Source organism: Candidatus Pseudomonas auctus, from assembly GCF_048654275.1.
In the GTDB taxonomy this organism is placed as follows: Bacteria; Pseudomonadota; Gammaproteobacteria; order Pseudomonadales; family Pseudomonadaceae; genus Aquipseudomonas; species Aquipseudomonas pharyngis.
In genome coordinates this window covers 405939-424934 of sequence record NZ_JBJYZK010000001.1, presented here as the reverse complement: position 1 = coordinate 424934, position 18996 = coordinate 405939, and the positions used below count along the sequence as shown (strand labels likewise).

Sequence of the window (18996 nt, the reverse complement as noted above, 5' to 3'; positions counted from 1 at the left end):
CATTGCGGCACGCAAACCACCATGACCGTCTCTGAAAAAGCCCCGCGCAACAACGATCTGATCTACGGCCTCAACGACCGTCCGCACTTCACCGCAACGGTGTTTGCCGCCCTGCAACACGTGCTGGCCAGCTTCGTCGGCATCATCACCCCGACCCTGATCATGGGCGGCGCTCTTGGTCTGCAGAGCGAAATCCCGTACCTGATCAGCATGGCGCTGTTCGTCTCGGGCCTCGGCACTTTCGTTCAGGCCAAGCGCTTCGGCCCGGTCGGTTCCGGGCTGTTGTGCCTGCAAGGCACCAGTTTTTCCTTTATCAGCGTGATTCTCAGCGCCGGCTTCATGGTCAAGGCCCGGGGCGGCGGCACCGATGAAATCCTCTCGACGATCTTCGGCGTGTGCTTCTTCGCCGCCTTCATCGAAGTGGTGCTGAGCCAGTTTATCGGCAAGTTGCGCATGCTGATCACCCCGGTGGTGACCGGCACCATCATCACCCTCATGGGCCTGTCGCTGATCAAAGTGGCGATGACCGACATTGCCGGCGGCTTCGGCGCGGCGGATCTGGGCGCTGCCAGTCACGTGTTCCTGGCAGCGCTGGTGCTGGGCACCATCGTGGTGTTGAACCGGGTCGACGTGCCGTTCCTGCGGTTGGGCGCAATCGTCATCGGCCTGACCCTCGGCTACGTGGTGGCGTGGCTGATGGGCACCGTGGATTTCGCCAACCTGCCCGAAGTGCCGGTGGTGAGCGTGCCGGTGCCGTTCAAGTATGGTTTCAACTTTGATTGGGTGGCGTTCGTGCCGGTGGCGGTGATTTTCCTGGTGTCGCCGCTGGAGGCTGCCGGTGACCTGACTGCCAACTCGATGATCTCGCGGCAACCGGTCAAAGGCCCGCTGTACATCCGCCGGATCAAGTCCGGCCTGCTCGCCGACGGCCTCAACTCGGCCATGGCGGCGGTGTTCAACAGCATGCCGATGGTGACCTTCGCCCAGAACAACGGGGTGATTCAGCTCACTGGCGTGGCCAGCCGCTACGTGGCGTTCTTCATTGCCGGGCTGTTGGTGCTGCTGGGACTGTTCCCGATGATCGGCGCGGTGCTGCAACTGATGCCGAAACCGGTGCTCGGCGGCGCAGAGCTGGTGATGTTCGGCACCGTGGCGGTGGCCGGGATCAAGATCCTCGCCGAGGCCGGTCTGCATCGGCGCAACATGCTGATTGTGGCGATTTCCGTAGGCATGGGCCTGGGCATCGCCGCCGTGCCGGAAGTGCTGCGCGAACTGCCGCAGGCGCTGCGCAATATTTTCGAGTCGCCGATCACCGTCGGCGCGCTGTGTGCCATCGTGCTGAATATCTTCCTGCCGGAAGAATTCATCGAACTGGAAGAAGATGACTTCGATCCGGAAGCCTCTATCCTTCAGGTCATGGAAAATCCCGACCTGCCGGCCAAAGCTGAACCCGCAACAAACGCCGCTGTCGCACAGTTGAACCGTTGATCCTGTCCGCTCCATCAAAAAGGGCTGATACCGGCAACGGTTCAGCCCTTTTTCAATGAGAGAGCATCAATGCGCCGCCTCCAAGCCGTCATCCTGTCCCTGCTTCTGCTCTCCCTCAGCGCCTGCGCGCTGTTCCCCAACCGCGACCCGGTGAACATCAACGTGGTCGGCCTCGAACCGCTGCCGAGCCAGGATCTGGAAGTGCGCTTCGCGATCAAGCTGCGCGTGCAGAACCCCAACGAAACGCCCATCGACTACAACGGCATCGCGCTGGATCTGGAGGTCAACGGCCACTCGCTGGCGTCGGGTGTGAGCGATCAGAGCGGCTCGATTCCACGGTTTTCCGAAACCATTGTCAGCGTCCCGGTGAGCATTTCCGCGTTCTCGGTGCTGCGCCAGACCCTCGGCCTGAGCCAGACGCAAACCCTCGACAACCTGCCCTATGTGCTGCGCGGCAAACTGGCGGGCGGGCTGTTTGGCACGATGCGCTTTGTCGATACCGGCAAACTCAGTCTGCCGAGGGCCAGTGCCGCAACCTGGTAAAGATGCGGTAGTCTGCACGGCCCACTGTCAGAACATGGAAGTTGTGGTTTATGCAAGACACGCCCACGCTGTACACCGAACGGCTGATTTTGCGTCCGCTTGAACTCGCGGATGCCGAGGCCATCCAGCAGCAATTTCCCCACTGGGAAGTGGTGCGTTATCTGAACGTTTTCGTGCCCTGGCCGTATCCGGACGACGGCGCCCTCACCTATCTGCGCGACATTGCGCTGCCTGCCGTTGCAGCCGGCAAAGAGTGGCACTGGACGATTCGCCTAAGATCGGCGCCAGAGCAATTGATCGGCAACATCAGCCTGATGGACGAGCCGGATAACCACCGTGGGTTCTGGCTCGCCCCGGCGTGGCAGGGTCAGGGCCTGATGACCGAAGCCAGCGAAGCCGTGACCCGGTACTGGTTCGAAACCCTCGATCAACCGTTGATGCGCGTGCCGAAAGCCGCACCGAACCTTGGCTCGCGAAAGCTATCGGAGCGTAGCGGCATGCGCTTGATTCGCACGGACGAGGATGACTTTGTCGGCGGCCGCTTCCCACGGGAAATCTGGGAAATCACCCGCGAAGAATGGCGGCGCCGACAAACCGTCAAACCGTGAAACGCACGCCCGGTTTAGCCCGCTCATCGACGCTCAACTCGAACACATCCGGCCGCGCATAGTGGCCAACCACGTCGTAGTCGTAGCGGGCGCGCACCAGTTCGGCGGTGTCGATCTCGGCGGTGAGCAAGCCGGCCTCGCCGCGCAACGGCCCGGCCAGCACATCGCCCATCGGCCCGACGATCACGCTGCCGCCGGCGATCAGCGGCCGATCCCCCGGCCAGTTGGCGATTTTCACGCCCAGCTCATTCGGCGAGGCCTGGACCTGACAGGCGCTGACCACAAAACAGCGCCCTTCATGAGCGATGTGGCGCATGCTGACCTGCCACATCTCGCGCTCATCCACAGTCGGCGCGCACCAGACCTCAATGCCCTTGGCGTACATCGCCGTGCGCATCAGCGGCATCATGTTTTCCCAGCAGATCACTGCGCCGAGCTTGCCGACCTGAGTGTCGAGCACCGGCAGCGTCGAGCCGTCGCCCTTGCCCCAGATCAGCCGTTCGGTGCCGGTGGGCATCAGTTTGCGGTGCTTGGCCACCAGGCCCGCCTGCGGGTCGAAATACAGCGCGGTGCAATGCAAAGTGCTGCCGGCCCGTTCGATCACACCGATCACCAGATTGGCCCCGGTACGCGCCGACAGCCCGGCCAGAGCTTCGGTTTCCGCCCCCGGCACATCGATAGCGTTGGCGAAGTAACGGGCGTAGGCCTCGCGGCCTTCCGGCAAGCGATAACCCAGCTGCGTGCCGAACCCCTCGCCTTTCGGGTAACCGCCGAGCAAGGCTTCGGGCATCACCACCAGCGCGGCACCGGATTCGATGATCGCGGTTTCCCAACTCAGGATCTGTTCCAGGGTTTCAGTCTTGCCGCCGGGCAAGGCGCCGATCTGCAGGGCGGCAACGATTGATTTGGGCATGGTGGTCACTCCGTTAAGTTCAGGTGTTGCTCATTCTCCGGCACCACGGGATCATGAATAAAGACCGATCCACTGCTGATTGATATGAGCCAAATGAATATCGCAACCGTCGACCTCAACCTGCTGAAAGTCTTCGAAGCCCTGCATGAAGAGTCCAGCGCCAGCCGCGCGTCGTTGCGCCTGGGCGTGACCCAGTCGGCGGTCAGCGCGGCCTTGCGCCGGTTGCGCGAAGTGTATGGCGATCAATTGTTCGTGCGCACCGGCCGCGGCCTGGCGCCGACGCTCAAGGCCAACCAATTGAAACCGGTGGTCAGCGATGCCCTGAACAAATGCCGGCAAAGCCTGGCCATGGTCGACCCGACCGCCAATCATTACGAAGGACGTTCGGTCACTGTGGGCCTTTCGGACGATTTCGAGATCGCTTACGGCCGTCGGCTGATCGAGGAAATCGCCCGTCGCGCACCGAAACTGCGGCTGATCTTCCGCCAGACCCACAGCCAGATCGTCGCCCGGGCGCTGATGGAACGCAGCATCGATCTGGCAATCACCGCCGGCGGATTTGCCGAGCGGCTGCTCAGCCGTCAGGTGTTGGGTGAAGGGGGTTACGCGTGTCTGGTGGATCCGGCGAGCCTGGCGCCGGGTCAGCAGCAGATCGATCTGGAAGAATTCGTCACCCGCGAGCACCTGCTGGTGTCGTCGGGCGGTTTTATCGGGATCACCGATGAAGGGCTGGCGGCGCTGGGCCGGACTCGCCGGGTCTGCGCCTCGACCACGCATTTCGCCGCGTTGCCGCATCTGCTCAAGGGCAGCGAGGCGGTGGCGACCATTCCCACCCACGCGGCGCAGGCCATTGCTTCAATGAGCGGGCTGGCGCTGCTGCCCTGCCCGCTGGCGTTGCCGCGCTACCCGATCGAACTGGGCTGGCGCACCAGCACCCAGATCGATCCGGTGGTGCTGACGGTGCGCGAAGCGATTGGCGCCAGCTTCAGAACCGAGTGATTACTTGTTGGCCGCCATCAGGCGATTGACTTCACTGCGCACCATGTTGGCGAATTCCGGCGGCGACATGCCGTCCAGTTCCGCGCGCACGAACTCGGCCCATTTGCCCTTGCGCTTGGAGCGCTCGCCGAACAACCGCGCGGCCTCGCCCTTGGCTTTGCCCAGATTGTTCTGCCAGAGTTCGAACAGTCGGGATTTCTCATCTTCCAGCGCGGCGCGCTCTGCGAGGGATTTGTCGGCCAGATTGAAACTCATCGGGAATTACCTGCTGCATGAAATGGCGACATCTTACACGCTGGACGGAAACCTCTGACGCTGGTTTTTGTTCCGGATGGAAAATCGCTGCAACTTTTCAAGGCGCGCCACACTCCATTGTTCACTGTCCATTCACCTGCAAGGAGTCACCCAATGGCCCGGAAAACCGCCGTTCAAGCCGCCGAAGACCAAATCAAGGACCAGGCCTTCAGCGAACTTCAGGCGCTGATCGAAGAGTCGGAAAAACTGCTCAAGAGCAGTGCATCCCTGGTCGGCGAGGAAGCGGAGACCCTGCGCGGGCAAATCGCCCAGAAATTGCAGCAGGCGCTGGATTCGGTCACCAGTGTGCGTGACCGCACCAAACCGGCGGTGGACGCCACCGAGAGCTACATCGGCGGGCACCCGTGGCAGACCGTGGCGATTTCCGCCGGGTTCGGCCTGGTAGTCGGATTGTTGCTCGGTCGCCGCTGAGCGCGAACAAAAAAGGCGAGCCCTCGGGCTCGCCTTTTTCATGCCCGGCAAAAACTCATTCGCCGGCCAGTTCACGCAACTGCGCCAGGGTCTGCTGATCCAGTTCGATCCCTTTGGCCAGTGACTTGGCCCGCTGCAAATGCCGCCGATCCCCCGGCAAGCGCTTGAGCCCTACCCCGTGCATCTGCCGCACCAGTTCCTGACTGCGCTCGGCAAAGCTTTGCCCGGCGGTCTTGCTCGGGTCGATCACTATCAGTAACTGGCCGGTCCACGGGGTCTTGGCACCGGGGTGATTCTTCCAGTCGAATTCGAACGAAAAGTTGCCGCCGGTCAGCGCAGCGGCGAGCAGCTCGACCATCATCGACAGCGCCGAACCTTTGTGCCCGCCAAACGGCAGCAACGCGCCGCCTTCCAGAATCGCTTTCGGATCGCAGGTCGGCTGGCCGAGGCTGTCGACGCCCATGCCCGCCGGCAGTTTCTCGCCCTTGCGCGCGGCGATCTGTACGTCGCCATGGGCAATGGCGCTGGTGGCCAGGTCAAACACGATTGGCGCGCCATCGGCCCGGGGTGCGGCGAAAGCGATCGGGTTGGTGCCGAACAATGGCCGGTCGGCGCCGTGCGGCACCACGCAAGTCATGCTGTTGACCACGCTCAGCGCCACCAGGCCTTCGTCGGCAAAAGGCTCGACGTCCGGCCACAGCGCGGCAAAGTGGTGGGAGTTGCGGATCGCCAACACCGCAATCCCGGCACTGCGGGCCTTTTCCATCAGCAGTGGACGTGCCGCCGCCAGCGCAGGCTGGGCAAAACCGTTGCCGGCATCGACGCTGACAAACCCTGAAGCCACGTCCTCGACTTTCGGCACGGCCTTGCCGTTGACCCAGCCGCTGTCGAGCGTCGAGACATAACCGGGAATCCGGAATACGCCGTGACTGTGCGCACCGTCCCGCTCGGCACTGGCGCAATTGGCGGCCAGGGTTCTGGCGACTTCGGCCGAGGTGCCGTGACGGGTGAAAATCGTTTCCAGCAGTTGAGTCAGCTCGTCCAGGGACACCGTGGACGAGAGCGAATGATCGTGTGGCGCAGACATCTGAAGCTCCAGAGTAATTATTGGAGGGAACAACAGCGAACGGACAACCCGCCAGAGGATTAACCACGGCTGGCCGGTGGCCTGTCAACCCCGCAATGGACAGCCGATTTCCAGACAGCGGGCTCAATACCCTTCACATTCAGATCAATCCCAATCTGACACTGGCCGGCCCCGCCAGAAATGTCGTCGAATTTGCCCTCGATCACATCAATGTCGCCCAGAGCACCGGGTAGAAAGGGTCGGCCAGCTGGAGCCGATCCGAGCGTTTGATTCACGCATAAAAAATGCGCAGGCTCGACACCTGCGCATCGCTCCACAACCGTGGGGGTCAGTCTTTCTGATCGCGAAGGACATTGCCGGAGGCGCCGTCGATACGGAATTCGTACACCACCCCGTCGGCCTTGCGTCCTTCGCCTTTCCAATAACCATTGTTGTCGGCCTCGATCTCGTAGACCTCGACATAACCGGCCTTGGTTTTCACGATCTCGATGGCCTTCTCGATGGTGATCCAGCCCGCGCCCGGGCGGTCGGCCAGTGCCGCGCCTGCGCTCAGAAGACTGGCGGTTGCAACCACAGCGGCCAAGGTTCTTTTGATCATGTTTTCACTCCATTTATGGTTAATGTTCGCGGGATGTCCTGTTTTTTGGGGCGCTGCAGCGAAAAAAAGTTCCACGTTTGATGGGTAAATGCCATGACGGCTGTTCTCGGCGCCTTCCGCCCAAGGTTAGAATGCGCGAAATCAGGATGAGTCAATGACCCAGAACCCTCTCTCGGAAGCCGAATACGATGCAATCACCGATGCCGCCGCGCATTGGTGCATGCGCCTGCACGCCGTTGACTGCACCGCTGAAGAGCGCATGGCGTTCGAACAATGGCGCGATGCGCACCCGCTTCACGCGTTCGAGTATGAGGCGATGCTGGAAATCTGGGACGTCGCTGAACACCTGCCCCGGCCGGCAACGGCACCGGCCCTGCCGATTCACCCGACGGCGACCCGGTCATGGCGCCAGTACGCCGTAGCGGCTTGCGTCTGCGCACTGGCTTTGCCGCTGGCGGCCTGGACCGGATGGAACCTCGGCTGGCTGCCTGACAGCTATCAGCATTTCGCGGCCACCGACAATGTCCGCCATGTCACCCTGGGCGATGGCAGCCAGGTCGAGCTGAATCTCAACACCGAACTGACCTACAGCAATTACAAGGACGAGCGTCGCGTCACCCTGAAAAAGGGCGAGGCGTTCTTTGAAGTCAGCCACGACCTGAGCCACCCGTTCGTCGTCAGGGCCGCCGAAGGCAGGATTCGCGTCACCGGCACACGCTTCAACGTCTGGATGTATGGGGATCAGGTGAAGGTCAACCTGATCGAGGGTTCCGTGCTGGTCACCAGCAACACTCAATTGCCCGGCGATGGTCTGCGCCTGGGGCCTTCGATGCAGGCACGCTACAGGCATGGCGATTTCACTCCGCAGATCAGCCAGACCTATGCCAACGACAACGCACTGGCCTGGCGCAGCGGCAAACTGGTGCTCGACAACCTGCCGCTGAACGAAGCATTGCCGCAGATCAATCGTTACCTGGACAAGCCCCTGATGCTGGCCGACAACGCCACCGGTTCGATCCGGGTGGGCGGCATTTACAACATCAAGGAACTGAACAGCTTCGCCAGTTCTTTGCCGAAAGTGTTGCCGGTCTTCCTGACCCGCAACAAGGACGACAACCCGGTGATCAACCCGATGCCGCAGCAACCGCCAAAAAACTGAAGGCCGTTCCCGTGAGGGAGCGGCCTTGTGCTTTTGCGGTTGTCCGCAGGTTGAACAGCTGATTACTGCGCCGCGACTTTCCCCGTTTTTTCCAGTTCATCGCGCACGGTCTGCACCTGATATTGCGGATCGGCCTCGATCTGCTGTTCGGTGAACGGCAACACACTCCACTGTTTCTTCGAGAAGGCCTCGGTCTGATCCCGGGAATACTTCGACGCCGGATCACTGGATAACGAGAATGCCAGCAGGCCCTGGGCATGCGGTCCCTTGTCATCGAACGTCACGACTTGCAGGTAACTGGTGCCGCTGACCACTTCCAGCTTGCCGTCTTCACGGGGCACGCTCTGGATGGCGTTGTAGATGCCGAGCGTGCCCGGGCCACCGTGAATCGGCGTTTGCTGGCCACCACTGCTGACCACCTGCACATCCCCCCAGCGGGTGCTGGCGTTCAGGCCCATTTTTACCGCCGATTCGGCCGACGCCAGCATGGCCTCGCGCAGTGCCTTGGCCACTTCCGGTTTTTCAACGGCCAGCCCGCGCGGGGTGTGCTGAGCATCCTTGGGATCGAACGCCACGCGCCAGGCCTGCGGCGATTCCTGCATCGCTTGCATGATGTTCTGGAAATGCACCAGGCCGACGCCCGACTCCAGATTCGCCCGACCATCCCACGCCTTCAGGCTGCTGCATACCGATTTCAACGCGGCCTCAGACTGCGAAGCACAGAACTTTCGCAGGTCCGGCACCACCTGAGTCGCCAGGAATACCTGATCGTCCATCACCATGTGTTGCAGATCCTGCACCGACACCGAGCCTTTCTTGCTCAGGGTCGCCAGACGATCCAGCGCAAAGCGCGAGCGCAGGCCCAATGGCTGGCCGTCCTGACTGATCAACGGCGAGAAACCGGTTAACGGTTGTGCCGGGTTGGCCAGCCAGGCCGAATCGTTGGAGTGCTGAACGAAGTCCTTGCGCAACAATTGTGGCAACTGACTGGAAGCGTAAATGCCCTTCTGTGCGGCTTGCGGGTCGATGTCCCAGGCGCAGGCGCTGTTGGAGCCGTCGAGCACGATCATTTTCAGACCGGCGCGCGGGTCGCTGCACCTGGCCAGTTTGTCGGCGCTGACGTTCGGCACCACCGACAGGTTCATGTACAGCGTCTGGCCCTTGTCATCCACGGCCAGGGTGTTGACCCACGGGATGCCCTGAATCATGTGCACCGAATCCTGCAGATCCTTGAGATTGCCGGCGCGGTTCATGGCGTACCACTGCTTCAACACCCGATCGTTGTCGAGGTTCGCATCGCGAAGGCTATAGGCGAACTGATTGTCCCAATCGAGCTTGCCGGGCCATTGCACAATCGGGCCGAACTGCGAACTGTAGACATCCCGCGAGACCGGCACCACCTGACCGTCTGCCTGTTTGACCTGCACGGTGACCGTCTGCTTGTTCATCGGCAAGGACTGGCCGTCGAGCAGGTAACGGGTCGGATCCTTCGGATCGAGTTGCAGGCGATACAGGGTGAAATGCTTTGACGAATCGACGGTGTGGGTCCAGGCCAGATGCTGATTGAAGCCGATGTTGATCATCGGCAGGCCCGGCAGCGCCGCGCCCATCACGTCGAGTTTGCCAGGAATGGTCAGGTGCATCTGATAGAAGCGCATGCCGCCGACCCACGGGAAATGCGGGTTGGCCAACAGCATCCCACGGCCATTGAACGAAAGCTCGCTGCCCACCGCCACCGCGTTGCTGCCACGGTCCAGTGCGAAGCGTTGCAGGCGCGTGTCCGCCAGTTGATAGGCCCGCGCATCGTTTTCAATCTTCGCAGTGGCCTGCGGCGGAGTAGCACCCGCCAGCGCTTCGGCGAACTGGCCCACCCCGCCCTCGACCAGCAGACGACGGGTCAACTTCACCAGGTCCTCGGCGGCGATATCGCGCACCCATTCACCCTGGCACTGTTGTGGCAAGCCCTGCTGACGGCGTTCGGCCAGATAACGGTTGTAGCCGGCGGCATAACCTTCCACCAGATCACGCACTTCGACCGGCTGGGCCTGCCAGAAAGCGTTCACTGCCTGCGGCGTGTTGAGCCACTGGAAGAACACGTCGCTGACGCGGTTCTCGCGCTCTTCGACTGTCAGTTGCTCCGGCCCGAAGTACCGCGACCGCTCGCCATTGACCGTCACGACTTCGTTGGCCAGCAGGCACAGGTTGTCCTGCGCATAGGCATAACCGATGCCGAACCCGAGACCACGTTCGTTTTCCGCGCGGATGTGCGGTACGCCAAAACCGGTGCGGCGGATATCGGCGCCGGTCTGGCCGGAAGGGCTGAACGCCTGCGCCGACACACTCAGCCCGAGAAAGAGGCCGGCAAGGGTCAGTCCGGTGAATTGCCTGGAAATAGTCACGCTCGCTCCTGATCGAAATGCCGAAGAGCGAACCGCCAGCCACCGTGAACACGTCGGACCCGGCTCGCTCTGAAATCACCCACGCGTCACGCGCAATGAGCCTGTTCAGAAAACGAAGCTGCGGAAAAAAATTTAGTCGGTCACACACCCGTTTCGTGCCGCAATCACGGGGAAAAGACAAAACCACGACAAATTTTCTACATTTTCCGCTTCATGATTTGGCGGGCTGAAACGTCTTGTTTAGAGAGAGCACGAAAAATCTTTCCTGATCAGGCTCTGAAAGGAGTAATCGCATGTACAACCCACCCCTACCATCGGAAGGTAGCCAGACCCCACAAGGAACGCCCATGGGTTCACACGCCGACGTATTCGGGCAACGGGTCGAGCGTCACGGCAATGATCGCATCCGTATGCTGCTTAAAAGCTTCGGCCTGCGCACCAGCCTGATTCGCCTCAAAGTCATCGACACCCTGCTGGTCGCCGCCGAGGACGACCGTCGTCTGGGTGTGCGTGGTGTTCACAGCCAGTTGCTGGATCTGGACATTCCCTTGTCCTTTCTCAGCGTGCGCGAAGTCCTCAAACGCCTGTGCGCCGAAGGTGTCATCACGTTCAACGACGACAAGAGCTACAGCCTCCATCCCCAGGCCGCCGCCGTGCTCAACCACGATTGAAGCGCCCGGCAGATGCCGTCAGGGCTTGACTTTGCGGCGCATCACGCCGTTGATCACCACAACCACCACCGCCACACCGATGGCTATGTACTGAAATGTTTGCTCGCTGAGCTTGCCGGCGTTTTGCAGCCAGGACAGGCCAAGCATGATCAGCAGTACGGCGAGGGCGATCAGAATCGAATATTTCAAGCGTTGCTTCTGGGTCATTACAGGTTCCTGAACCGTTGGAATGTATCGGGTTTGTATCGGCGTCGATGCCATGCACATACCCTTTCACGGGGATATGCCGCTGCAAACGGGGTCTCATGTTACAGCCGATGAAGAGCTTTGGCTTCAGGCGGCTTTAACCATGAGGATCTTTGAAATGCTGCGTCGAATCACCTGGCTGATTCCTGTCCTTGCACTGCTCACCCTGAGCGGCTGCATTATTTTCCCCCACGGCGGCTGGCATGGCGATCATCGCCACTACGCGCCGCAAGGTCCGGGCTACTACGACCATCGTTAAGTCATGCCGCGAGAAGGATGCCAGCGTCCATTCATTCAAATGCAACAACTGATTTAGTGTCAGCCGAAATGCCCACAGGAATGTGGGCATTTTTCTTAAGACTCTATTCATTATCTTGTCAGGCAATTCGCGCTTGCGAGTAGGCATCCCGACTTGTGCAACATCAAGCAACCCCCCGTCATAGAGCGTCACAGCAATGACGTAGGAACAGTCTGACCCCGCCTCTACCCTTTGCGCTCTCTCTCGAATCTCGTGGAAGCGTATGCAAAGAACTCTCATCAATCTCTCGCCGCAGCAGGCGCTCGGTTTCTGCCTCGCCATCATGCTGTTCGAATGGCTGACCTACATGGCCAGCGACATGGTCATGCCGGCGATGCTAACCGTCACTCAGGATCTTGAAGCCGATGCCCGTCATATCCCCAACGCCTTCAATCTCTACCTGATCGGTGGTGTGTGCCTGCAATGGCTGATCGGACCGCTTGCCGACCGGTTCGGTCGACGCCCGTTGTTGCTGGCCGGTTGCGCACTGTTCGGTGCAACGTGTGCAGCGACAGTCTTTACGCCCGGTATTGAAGTTTTCAACGCATTAAGGCTAATCCAGGGCATGGGGCTGGGGTTTGTGGTGGCTGTCAGCTATCCCGCACTTCAGGAAGTATTCTGCGAAGCCGATGCGGTGCGCCTGATGGCGCTGCTCGGCAATGTTGCACTGCTTTCGCCGCTGATCGGTCCGCTGCTGGGCAGTCTGTTGTTGGAATGGCTCAGCTGGCGCGAACTGTTTCTCGGCCTGGCCCTGGTTGCCGTACTTGCATGGACCGGACTGTACGCCTGCATGCCCGAAACCATCGGCGTGGTCCGTCGTGATGGCACTCAGCAACCGCCCATGGCCTTTTCCCTTCGCCAGATCGGTGTTCGATACCTTGCGTTGGCGCGCAACAAAAACTTTCTCGGGACCTGCGTTGCACTTGGCCTGATGAGCCTGCCGCTGATCGCCTGGATCGGTCTTGCACCGCTGTTGCTGATCCAGTCACTGGGGCTGACAACGCGGGAATATGCCCTGTGGCAGATTCCGGTTTTCTCGGCGGTCATTCTCGGCAATCTGATTCTCGACCGGTTGCTGCCCACACGTGAATTGCCGCAATTGATTCGCCTGGCACTGTGGCCGTACTGCCTGGGGCTGCTGACCCTGGTGGCCGTTGCCATGACCGGTCTCTCCCTCACCGCACTGATTGCCGGCCTCGCGCTGTACGCCGTAGGGCTGGGCATGAGCAACGCAGCCCTGTATCGGCTGGCGCTGTTTTGCAGCGATGACAGCAAAGGACTGGTCTCGGCCGCGATCGGCATGATTTCGATTGCCGTAATGGGTGCCGGTGGAGCGTTGATTGCCGCCATCGGCGGCGGCCTTCGCCTCGATTTCTTTGCGCTGTGGGCCGCGGTCGGCGGCCTGCTGTGCCTGCCCCTGCTCAACCGGTTTTTGCCTGCTGCGGCAAGGCCGACCGTTCACCATAACGATAAGGACGTCTGATGTTCCATTTCCCCCACAGCGACAAGCTCTGCGCGTTGACGCAACCCTATTGCCCGGACTCCGTGCCGGACGGGCTGTTCGATCAGGCCATGGTCGAGATCAGCCGTTTCCACAGCCAGCACACCCCAGGCTACGAGCACTGGCTGAACGCCAACGGGCTGACCGTGGACGATCTGGACAGACTCGACAACTGGTCGCGTCTACCGCCGATTTTCGCCAGTTTTTTCAAGCAGCACCTATTGCTCAGCCCCACCGGTACCCACGCGTTGGAGCTGACATCCTCAGGCACCAGCGGTCAGAAAAGTCGCATGCGTTACGACGAACGCAGCCTGGGCGCCGCTCAGTACATGGTCGAACGCATCTTTCACCATTATGGCTGGAGCAACCCGCAAACCCCGTGCAACTACTTGCTTTTGAGCTATGAGCCGGAAGAGACGATCAGCCTGGGAACCTCCTTTACCGACCAGTTCCTGTGCCGGTTCGCGCCCGTCAACCGAGTGACCTACGCCCTGCGCCATACCGGGAGCGGCCATGAGTTCGACAGTTTCGGCGTTATTGCAGCGCTGCAATCATTCGCCGAAGAAGGACTGCCCGTACGGATTCTCGGCTTTCCCGCCTTTCTCTGGCAGACCCTTGAACGCATGCGAGCCACCGGCGTTCGCGAACTGCAACTGGCACCGGACTCGTTGGCGCTCTTCGGGGGTGGCTGGAAAACCCATGCCGCGCAGGAGATTCCCCGTCAGCAACTGTACGAGCGCATGCACCGACAACTGGGCCTTGAGGTCTCTCGCTGCCGTGACGGTTACGGCGCGGTCGAGCATCCGGTGCCTTACCTTGAATGTGCTCATCATCATTTCCATGTGCCCGTCTATTCGCAGGTCTTCGTGCGCAATCCGTCCGACTTCACGGTTCTGCCGTATGGCCGTCAAGGCTTGCTGAGTTTCGTCTCGCCCTACATTTCATCGAGTCCGGCCCACGCCGTGGTCATGAGCGATCTGGCCACCCTGCATCCAGGCGCCAGCTGTGGCTGCGGTCTATCTGCAGACTGGTTCGAACTGCATGGCCGCGCCGCGACCACGGCCGGCAGAAGCTGCGCCCTGGCCGCCGCTGAACTGCTGGGGAGGCATTGACATGTATCTGATCAATGGACAGCTTCACCCCGACTACCGGCTCGACGCCGCACTGGAGCAACTTCATCTGGACCTGCCACAGCGACTGGGCACGGCACTCCAGCGTGGGACAGTCCTCGATGCGGTCGCGGTTTTCTCCACCCGACTGCACGATCCGGATCTGCCTCTTGAACCTGAACACCGTCAATCCCTGATTGAGTTCTGCCAGCCTGATGCCCTGCAGCACAAACTGCAACGTGAGCTGGGGGAGCAACCGGATGCCTTGCGCCGCATCGACTATCGCGAGTCGCACTTCGAACGCTGGAGCCCGCTGGGTCTGGTGGTGCACATCACCCCTGGCAATGCGCCGCTGCTGGCCTTCTGTGCCGTGATCGAAAGCCTGCTGGCCGGCAACGTCAACTGGCTGCGTCCCAGCAGCAGTGATCAGGGCCTGACCGCTCGCTTGCTCCATGCGCTGACTCAGTGCGACGCCACCGGCCAGATCGCAGGACACGTCGCGGTCATACCAGCAACGACCGAGCAAATCGGCCAACTCTGCGAACGCGCCAACGGCATTTCAGCCTGGGGCGGCGAATCGGCGCTTCAATCCATCCGCCGACAGATCCCGGCCGGCTGTCGCTGGATCGACTGGGGTCATCGGATCAGTTTTGTTTACCTGACTCCCGAGACCGCCTCGCCAGAGGCGCTGGACGCGGTGGCGGATGAAGTCTGTCGTCTCGACCAACAGGCCTGTTCCAGCCCGCAATGGCTGCTGGTGGACAGCGATGACGAAGCTGTTCTGCGCATCATCGGCGCGGGCCTGGCAAAGGCGTTGGAACGTCGGGCCCAGCACTGGCCGGCCTTGATGCCGTCACTTCAAGAGGCGTCGCAAATCACTACAGACACGGCGATCGCGCAGTTGACCCAGAGTTTTGTCGGCCCCCCCGGACATGTCTGGAAAGCACCGGGCTGGCGGGTGATCTGGACGCATGACCAGCAACTCGCGCCCTCGCCGCTGTTTCGCAGTGTGCTGCTCAAACCACTGCCACGAACGCAAGTCATCGAGGCGCTCGTGCCTTGGCGAAACATGCTGCAAAGCTGCGCCCTGATCTGCTCCGAACACGAGACAGCAGAACTTTCGCAGATGCTGATCGCAGCAGGCGTCACGCGAATCGCCCCCGTTGAATCGATTCACGAAGGTTACGAGGGCGAACCTCACGACGGTGTCTATGCCTTGCAGCGCCTGAGTCGGCGGGTGTCGGTCAGCCTGCCGGTTGCGACGCTGTCTACCTGTGCCACGCTTGATCCGCTACCGGCACCGCCGTGCATCGCAGCTCGCCCGATCATGAACAAGGAAACGTTTGTCACCCGACCGATCAATCCGGCGGCCCGCCTGTACTTCCGCTCCGGGGGCAGCAGCGGCGTTCCGGTGTTGTCGGGTTTCAGTTACCGCGATTTTGATCGGCAAATGCGTGCCGCCGCCGATGGCCTGTTTGCGGCGGGCCTCGACCCGGCCCGCGACCGCGTGATGAACCTGTTCTTCAGTGGCGGGCTGTATGGCGGCTTCTTCAGCTTTTCCAAAGTGCTGGAGCTACTGGGTGTCACTCATCTGCCGATGGGCGCGCCTGCCGATGACGATTACCGCGAAATCGCCCGTTTGATCATCGAACAACGCGTCACCACACTGGTCGGCATGCCGAGCACCCTGCATCGTCTGTTTCTAAACGAGCAGTCACGATTGCGTGACTATGGCGGCATCGAAAAGGTCTTTCTCGGCGGTGAGCATCCCGGCGAACAGAGCCTTGCGTTGATGCGCATCTGCGGCGTCAGGCTTATCCGTTCGGCCATTTACGGCAGCGTCGACGCCGGACCACTCGGCCATGCCTGCCCGGCAACGTCTGATGGCGTATTCCATCTGATGAGCGATATTCAACATCTGGAAATCGTCGCGTTTGAAGCCGATCAGCCGGTGAATGGCGATGAAATCGGCCGTCTGGTGTTCACCTCGATAGAACGACAAGGCCAGGACGTTCAGCGATACGACCTTGGCGACAGCGGCCGCTGGATACCCGGCCGGTGTCCATGCGGGCTGCCGGCTCCACGCTTCGAGCTGCTCCAACGTCACGGCCGGCTGCTGCGCATCGGCACGGACTTTATCTGTCTGGAAACACTGGCTCGGCATCTGCAGGTCGAATTCCAGTTGATCCTGGAACACGCACCCGACGGGCTGGAGCGGATGCGGTTTCGCAGTTCGCTGCCCGCCCGCGAAGTTCATGACCGCCTGCTGGATTACCCGACGCTGGCGACCCTCATCCGCACGGGACTGCTGACGGTGGACGCAGAACACTGTGCGATCGATCAGTTCGCCCGAAACAAACACAGCGGAAAGACGCCGCAGGTGATCGACAACCGCAGCGTGGTCCCGCCCACTGACTTGCAAGGAATGCAACATGAACACAAGGATTGAGTTGAACGAGCTCGTGGCGTTTGCCCGTCGCCATTCAAGCTTTTACGCAGGCCACTTCGCTGATGTGCCCGAGCACGTCACTTCGCTGGCTGAATTGCCGGTGATCGATCCCGCTGCCTACTGGGTAGGCAGCCAGGATCTCGACCGCTGGCCTGTACTGACCGATTCTCTGGAAAACGCACTGGTATTCAAGACAGGAGGAACCACCAGCACCGGTAAATTTTCGGTTTTTCAGCGCAAGGAATGGCAAACACTGGTAGCGGACTTCGGTCGCAGTCTCGGCGGTCAGTTGAGCGCGGGTGACCGTATCGCCAATCTGTTTTTCGCTGGCGACCTCTACGCCAGTTTCATCTTCACCCACGATGCGCTGGCACAGGTGGAAACGGACATTGTCGAATTTCCGTTCACCGGTCATGTCGACTCGCTCATCCTCGCCGATGCCATCGTCCGGCACCGCATCAATGTGCTGGCCGGCTTGCCCGCCCATTTGCTGACCTTCGCGGCCTGGCTGGAACAGCACGGGCGGGTACTCGAGGGCGTGAAAACCCTGCTCTACGCCGGGGAAAGTCTCTTTCCGGCACAACTGCGACGATTGGGGCGTGTCTTTCCCGGTGCGCGCATTGCGTCTCTCGGCTATGCCAGTGTCGACGCCGGTTTCATCGGCGCCAGTCAACGGGATTGCGCGTTGGGCGAACATCATGCGGCGGACAACCATAGCGTGCTGGAGATTCTCGACGAAGAAACCGGAGAGGTGATTGACGGGTGCAACCGGGTGGGACGACTGGTGGTGACCAACATGACCCGTCGCTTGATGCCCTTGATTCGCTATCCGGTCGGCGATCGTGCCTGTTGGCGAGAGCCCGGTAATGTTCCCCGGCGCAAATTCGCGTTGATGGGACGCTGTGCCGACAGTCAGCGGGTTCGTGTCGGCATACTGACCCTCTTGCCTCAGGCCATCGGCCAAACCGTACAGCGGATTACCGGCAGTGAAGACTGGCAACTGGTGATCGAACAGGAAGGCACAAGGGATATTCTGTGCCTGCGCTGGGTACCGGATGCCCTGTCTGCGATGGGTGAGCAGGCAGACCGGTTACTGCACCGTGCGTTGATCGAAGCCTATCCATTGATCGAAGAATTGAGCACCGGGCATTTGCTCGAATTGCAGATCCGGCGCTGCACGATTCAGTCACTGTCACGCCATCCACGGTCAGGTAAACAGCAGCGTGTAGTCGATCTGCGGGTATACGACAATCTGCACGGGGAGGACCGTTGATGGAAACCCTGATCCTGCGCAGTTACCGTAACAGCGACGCCCGTGCCGTCAGCCAGCTTTTCAGAAAGGTCTACGGCAACCAATACGCTCAGCCCCATGTTTACCTGCCGCGCATGATCACGCAGAACCATGTCGGCGGGCGCTGGCATTCATTGGTGGCGGTGTCGCAGGGGCGGATTCTGGGACACGCGGCATTGATTCGCGACAAGGAGTCGCGCATCGCCGAACTCGCATTGAGCGTGGTTGATCCGCAGAGCCGGGGCCAGAACGTGGCCACCCGACTGAGCCGACAATTACTGATTCATGCCCAGGCGCTCGGATGCCACGGCGTGACGATCAAGCAGATGACCCATCATCCCTACACGCAACGGATGGCCGCCCGTCTGGGGTTTCACAACACCGGGCTGCTACCCGATCATGCCCCTTCGCCCTTTGGCGAACCGGTGCCGGAGTCGTTGGTGCTCGGCTATCTCCAGATCGACGGATACCAGCGACCGTTGCCAAGCCTCGCATGGCCGGATGGCTGCCGCGAGTTCATGCAGCAGATGGTCGACATGTTCGGGACACGGGACAACCCATCACCCTGGGTCGGCGACCCCATCCAACTGGATCAGCGTTGGGGGCGCTATGACTGCGTATTGGAGGCGCTTGACGACGGATTGCTCAAGCAATTGCAGCAGTTGCCGGACCATTGGCTGATTTCGATCAGGCTCAGACTCGCGCAGGGTTTCGATAGTGCCTGGCGCCAGTTGTCGACCATGGACTTCACCTTCACCGGGCTGGCACCCGATGAAAAAGGGTCCGGATGGCTGGCGTTGTTTCATCGCGGATTTCAACCAGGACCGCTGACATTGCACTGCCCGCGCATGCAGGTTCTGCAGGACGACACGCGACAGCGCAAACTCAAGGCTGCGTAAACGACGAGGCCC

At 60.9% G+C, this 18996-nt stretch carries 19 protein-coding genes; 13 read left to right on the top strand and 6 right to left on the bottom strand.

From position 1 onward, the window contains the following. The first annotated feature begins 21 nt into the window (after positions 1-21). From ACKUG4_RS01935 to ACKUG4_RS01925, 3 genes are all read left to right on the top strand, one after another. A complete protein-coding gene (locus ACKUG4_RS01935; RefSeq protein ID WP_085611690.1) occupies positions 22-1488 on the top strand; it encodes a nucleobase:cation symporter-2 family protein in 1467 nt (488 codons plus the stop codon). 69 nt (positions 1489-1557) lie between these two features. Beyond that, the gene (locus tag ACKUG4_RS01930) at positions 1558-2031 is read left to right on the top strand and encodes an LEA/WHy family protein (protein WP_007957522.1); all 474 of its coding nucleotides are present in this window, start codon (positions 1558-1560) and stop codon (positions 2029-2031) included. Between the two features lie 50 nt (positions 2032-2081). Next, positions 2082-2639 carry a GNAT family N-acetyltransferase gene (locus ACKUG4_RS01925; protein ID WP_064596344.1) on the top strand — a complete coding sequence of 186 codons (558 nt, stop codon included), beginning with the start codon at positions 2082-2084 and terminating at the stop codon, positions 2637-2639. Here the strand turns inward: ACKUG4_RS01925 and ACKUG4_RS01920 are convergent. After that, the gene (locus ACKUG4_RS01920) at positions 2629-3552 is read right to left on the bottom strand and encodes a carbon-nitrogen hydrolase family protein (RefSeq protein WP_445433286.1); all 924 of its coding nucleotides are present in this window, start codon (positions 3550-3552) and stop codon (positions 2629-2631) included. The two genes, ACKUG4_RS01925 and ACKUG4_RS01920, sit on opposite strands and share 11 nt — an antisense overlap. A gap of 84 nt (positions 3553-3636) precedes the next feature. Between ACKUG4_RS01920 and ACKUG4_RS01915 the strand changes: the two genes are divergently transcribed. Continuing rightward, the gene (locus ACKUG4_RS01915) at positions 3637-4551 is read left to right on the top strand and encodes a LysR family transcriptional regulator (RefSeq protein WP_445433285.1); all 915 of its coding nucleotides are present in this window, start codon (positions 3637-3639) and stop codon (positions 4549-4551) included. Here ACKUG4_RS01915 and ACKUG4_RS01910 read toward each other — a convergent pair whose 3' ends face one another. Beyond that, positions 4552-4806, bottom strand: a complete 255-nt coding sequence (locus ACKUG4_RS01910; RefSeq protein ID WP_007957535.1) for a hypothetical protein — start codon at positions 4804-4806, stop codon at positions 4552-4554. Between the two features lie 153 nt (positions 4807-4959). On the opposite strand from ACKUG4_RS01910, the gene ACKUG4_RS01905 reads away from it, so the two are divergent. Further along, positions 4960-5277: an ElaB/YgaM/YqjD family protein gene (locus ACKUG4_RS01905; protein ID WP_007957537.1), complete on the top strand. Its 318-nt coding sequence runs from the start codon at positions 4960-4962 to the stop codon at positions 5275-5277. 55 nt (positions 5278-5332) lie between these two features. Here the strand turns inward: ACKUG4_RS01905 and ACKUG4_RS01900 are convergent, their stop codons facing one another. Then, entirely contained in the window at positions 5333-6364 is a 1032-nt protein-coding gene (locus ACKUG4_RS01900) for an Ldh family oxidoreductase (protein WP_445433284.1), read from the bottom strand. A gap of 328 nt (positions 6365-6692) precedes the next feature. Next, entirely contained in the window at positions 6693-6962 is a 270-nt protein-coding gene (locus tag ACKUG4_RS01895) for a PepSY domain-containing protein (protein ID WP_085646474.1), read from the bottom strand. A 154-nt stretch (positions 6963-7116) separates the two neighbouring features. Here ACKUG4_RS01895 and ACKUG4_RS01890 point away from each other — a divergent pair, with 154 nt between their 5' ends. After that, positions 7117-8121: a FecR family protein gene (locus ACKUG4_RS01890; RefSeq protein WP_445433283.1), complete on the top strand. Its 1005-nt coding sequence runs from the start codon at positions 7117-7119 to the stop codon at positions 8119-8121. Positions 8122-8183: 62 nt separating this feature from the next. On the opposite strand, the gene pvdQ is transcribed toward ACKUG4_RS01890, so the two are convergent. Continuing rightward, positions 8184-10520: a bifunctional acylase PvdQ gene (pvdQ, locus tag ACKUG4_RS01885; RefSeq protein ID WP_445433282.1), complete on the bottom strand. Its 2337-nt coding sequence runs from the start codon at positions 10518-10520 to the stop codon at positions 8184-8186. Positions 10521-10813: 293 nt separating this feature from the next. Here pvdQ and ACKUG4_RS01880 point away from each other — a divergent pair, with 293 nt between their 5' ends. Beyond that, positions 10814-11191 (top strand): fe2+ zn2+ uptake regulation protein, encoded by a 378-nt coding sequence (locus ACKUG4_RS01880; RefSeq protein WP_445433281.1) that lies wholly within the window; start codon positions 10814-10816, stop codon positions 11189-11191. Positions 11192-11209: 18 nt separating this feature from the next. Here ACKUG4_RS01880 and ACKUG4_RS01875 read toward each other — a convergent pair whose 3' ends face one another. Then, positions 11210-11398 (bottom strand): hypothetical protein, encoded by a 189-nt coding sequence (locus ACKUG4_RS01875; RefSeq protein ID WP_039768149.1) that lies wholly within the window; start codon positions 11396-11398, stop codon positions 11210-11212. Between the two features lie 157 nt (positions 11399-11555). Here ACKUG4_RS01875 and ACKUG4_RS01870 point away from each other — a divergent pair, with 157 nt between their 5' ends. From ACKUG4_RS01870 to ACKUG4_RS01845, 6 genes are all read left to right on the top strand, one after another. Beyond that, positions 11556-11696, top strand: coding sequence for a hypothetical protein (locus ACKUG4_RS01870; RefSeq protein WP_178076145.1), 141 nt, complete (start codon positions 11556-11558; stop codon positions 11694-11696). A gap of 262 nt (positions 11697-11958) precedes the next feature. Beyond that, entirely contained in the window at positions 11959-13218 is a 1260-nt protein-coding gene (locus ACKUG4_RS01865; protein WP_445433280.1) for an MFS transporter, read from the top strand. Continuing rightward, positions 13218-14348: a LuxE/PaaK family acyltransferase gene (locus ACKUG4_RS01860; protein WP_445433279.1), complete on the top strand. Its 1131-nt coding sequence runs from the start codon at positions 13218-13220 to the stop codon at positions 14346-14348. Before ACKUG4_RS01865 ends, ACKUG4_RS01860 begins: the two co-directional genes overlap by 1 nt. Position 14349: 1 nt before the next feature. After that, a complete protein-coding gene (locus ACKUG4_RS01855; RefSeq protein ID WP_445433278.1) occupies positions 14350-16794 on the top strand; it encodes an aldehyde dehydrogenase family protein in 2445 nt (814 codons plus the stop codon). Beyond that, complete coding sequence (locus ACKUG4_RS01850; RefSeq protein ID WP_445433277.1) at positions 16778-18067, top strand: phenylacetate--CoA ligase family protein; 1290 nt, start codon at positions 16778-16780, stop codon at positions 18065-18067. Before ACKUG4_RS01855 ends, ACKUG4_RS01850 begins: the two co-directional genes overlap by 17 nt. Continuing rightward, a complete protein-coding gene (locus ACKUG4_RS01845; protein WP_445433276.1) occupies positions 18067-18984 on the top strand; it encodes a GNAT family N-acetyltransferase in 918 nt (305 codons plus the stop codon). Before ACKUG4_RS01850 ends, ACKUG4_RS01845 begins: the two co-directional genes overlap by 1 nt. The last annotated feature ends 12 nt before the right edge of the window (positions 18985-18996 follow it).

What these genes read in the sequence shown, in the direction of transcription:
- ACKUG4_RS01855 (WP_445433278.1), top strand. Translation starts at nt 14,350, where the DNA reads ATGTATCTGATCAATGGACAGCTTCACCCCGACTACCGGCTCGACGCC.
- ACKUG4_RS01850 (WP_445433277.1), top strand. Translation starts at nt 16,778, where the DNA reads ATGAACACAAGGATTGAGTTGAACGAGCTCGTGGCGTTTGCCCGTCGC.
- ACKUG4_RS01875 (WP_039768149.1), bottom strand. Translation starts at nt 11,398, where the DNA reads ATGACCCAGAAGCAACGCTTGAAATATTCGATTCTGATCGCCCTCGCC.
- ACKUG4_RS01845 (WP_445433276.1), top strand. Translation starts at nt 18,067, where the DNA reads ATGGAAACCCTGATCCTGCGCAGTTACCGTAACAGCGACGCCCGTGCC.
- ACKUG4_RS01880 (WP_445433281.1), top strand. Translation starts at nt 10,814, where the DNA reads ATGTACAACCCACCCCTACCATCGGAAGGTAGCCAGACCCCACAAGGA.
- ACKUG4_RS01905 (WP_007957537.1), top strand. Translation starts at nt 4,960, where the DNA reads ATGGCCCGGAAAACCGCCGTTCAAGCCGCCGAAGACCAAATCAAGGAC.
- ACKUG4_RS01910 (WP_007957535.1), bottom strand. Translation starts at nt 4,806, where the DNA reads ATGAGTTTCAATCTGGCCGACAAATCCCTCGCAGAGCGCGCCGCGCTG.
- ACKUG4_RS01915 (WP_445433285.1), top strand. Translation starts at nt 3,637, where the DNA reads ATGAGCCAAATGAATATCGCAACCGTCGACCTCAACCTGCTGAAAGTC.
- ACKUG4_RS01920 (WP_445433286.1), bottom strand. Translation starts at nt 3,552, where the DNA reads ATGCCCAAATCAATCGTTGCCGCCCTGCAGATCGGCGCCTTGCCCGGC.
- ACKUG4_RS01900 (WP_445433284.1), bottom strand. Translation starts at nt 6,364, where the DNA reads ATGTCTGCGCCACACGATCATTCGCTCTCGTCCACGGTGTCCCTGGAC.
- ACKUG4_RS01865 (WP_445433280.1), top strand. Translation starts at nt 11,959, where the DNA reads ATGCAAAGAACTCTCATCAATCTCTCGCCGCAGCAGGCGCTCGGTTTC.
- ACKUG4_RS01925 (WP_064596344.1), top strand. Translation starts at nt 2,082, where the DNA reads ATGCAAGACACGCCCACGCTGTACACCGAACGGCTGATTTTGCGTCCG.
- ACKUG4_RS01935 (WP_085611690.1), top strand. Translation starts at nt 22, where the DNA reads ATGACCGTCTCTGAAAAAGCCCCGCGCAACAACGATCTGATCTACGGC.
- ACKUG4_RS01870 (WP_178076145.1), top strand. Translation starts at nt 11,556, where the DNA reads ATGCTGCGTCGAATCACCTGGCTGATTCCTGTCCTTGCACTGCTCACC.
- ACKUG4_RS01860 (WP_445433279.1), top strand. Translation starts at nt 13,218, where the DNA reads ATGTTCCATTTCCCCCACAGCGACAAGCTCTGCGCGTTGACGCAACCC.
- ACKUG4_RS01890 (WP_445433283.1), top strand. Translation starts at nt 7,117, where the DNA reads ATGACCCAGAACCCTCTCTCGGAAGCCGAATACGATGCAATCACCGAT.
- ACKUG4_RS01930 (WP_007957522.1), top strand. Translation starts at nt 1,558, where the DNA reads ATGCGCCGCCTCCAAGCCGTCATCCTGTCCCTGCTTCTGCTCTCCCTC.
- ACKUG4_RS01895 (WP_085646474.1), bottom strand. Translation starts at nt 6,962, where the DNA reads ATGATCAAAAGAACCTTGGCCGCTGTGGTTGCAACCGCCAGTCTTCTG.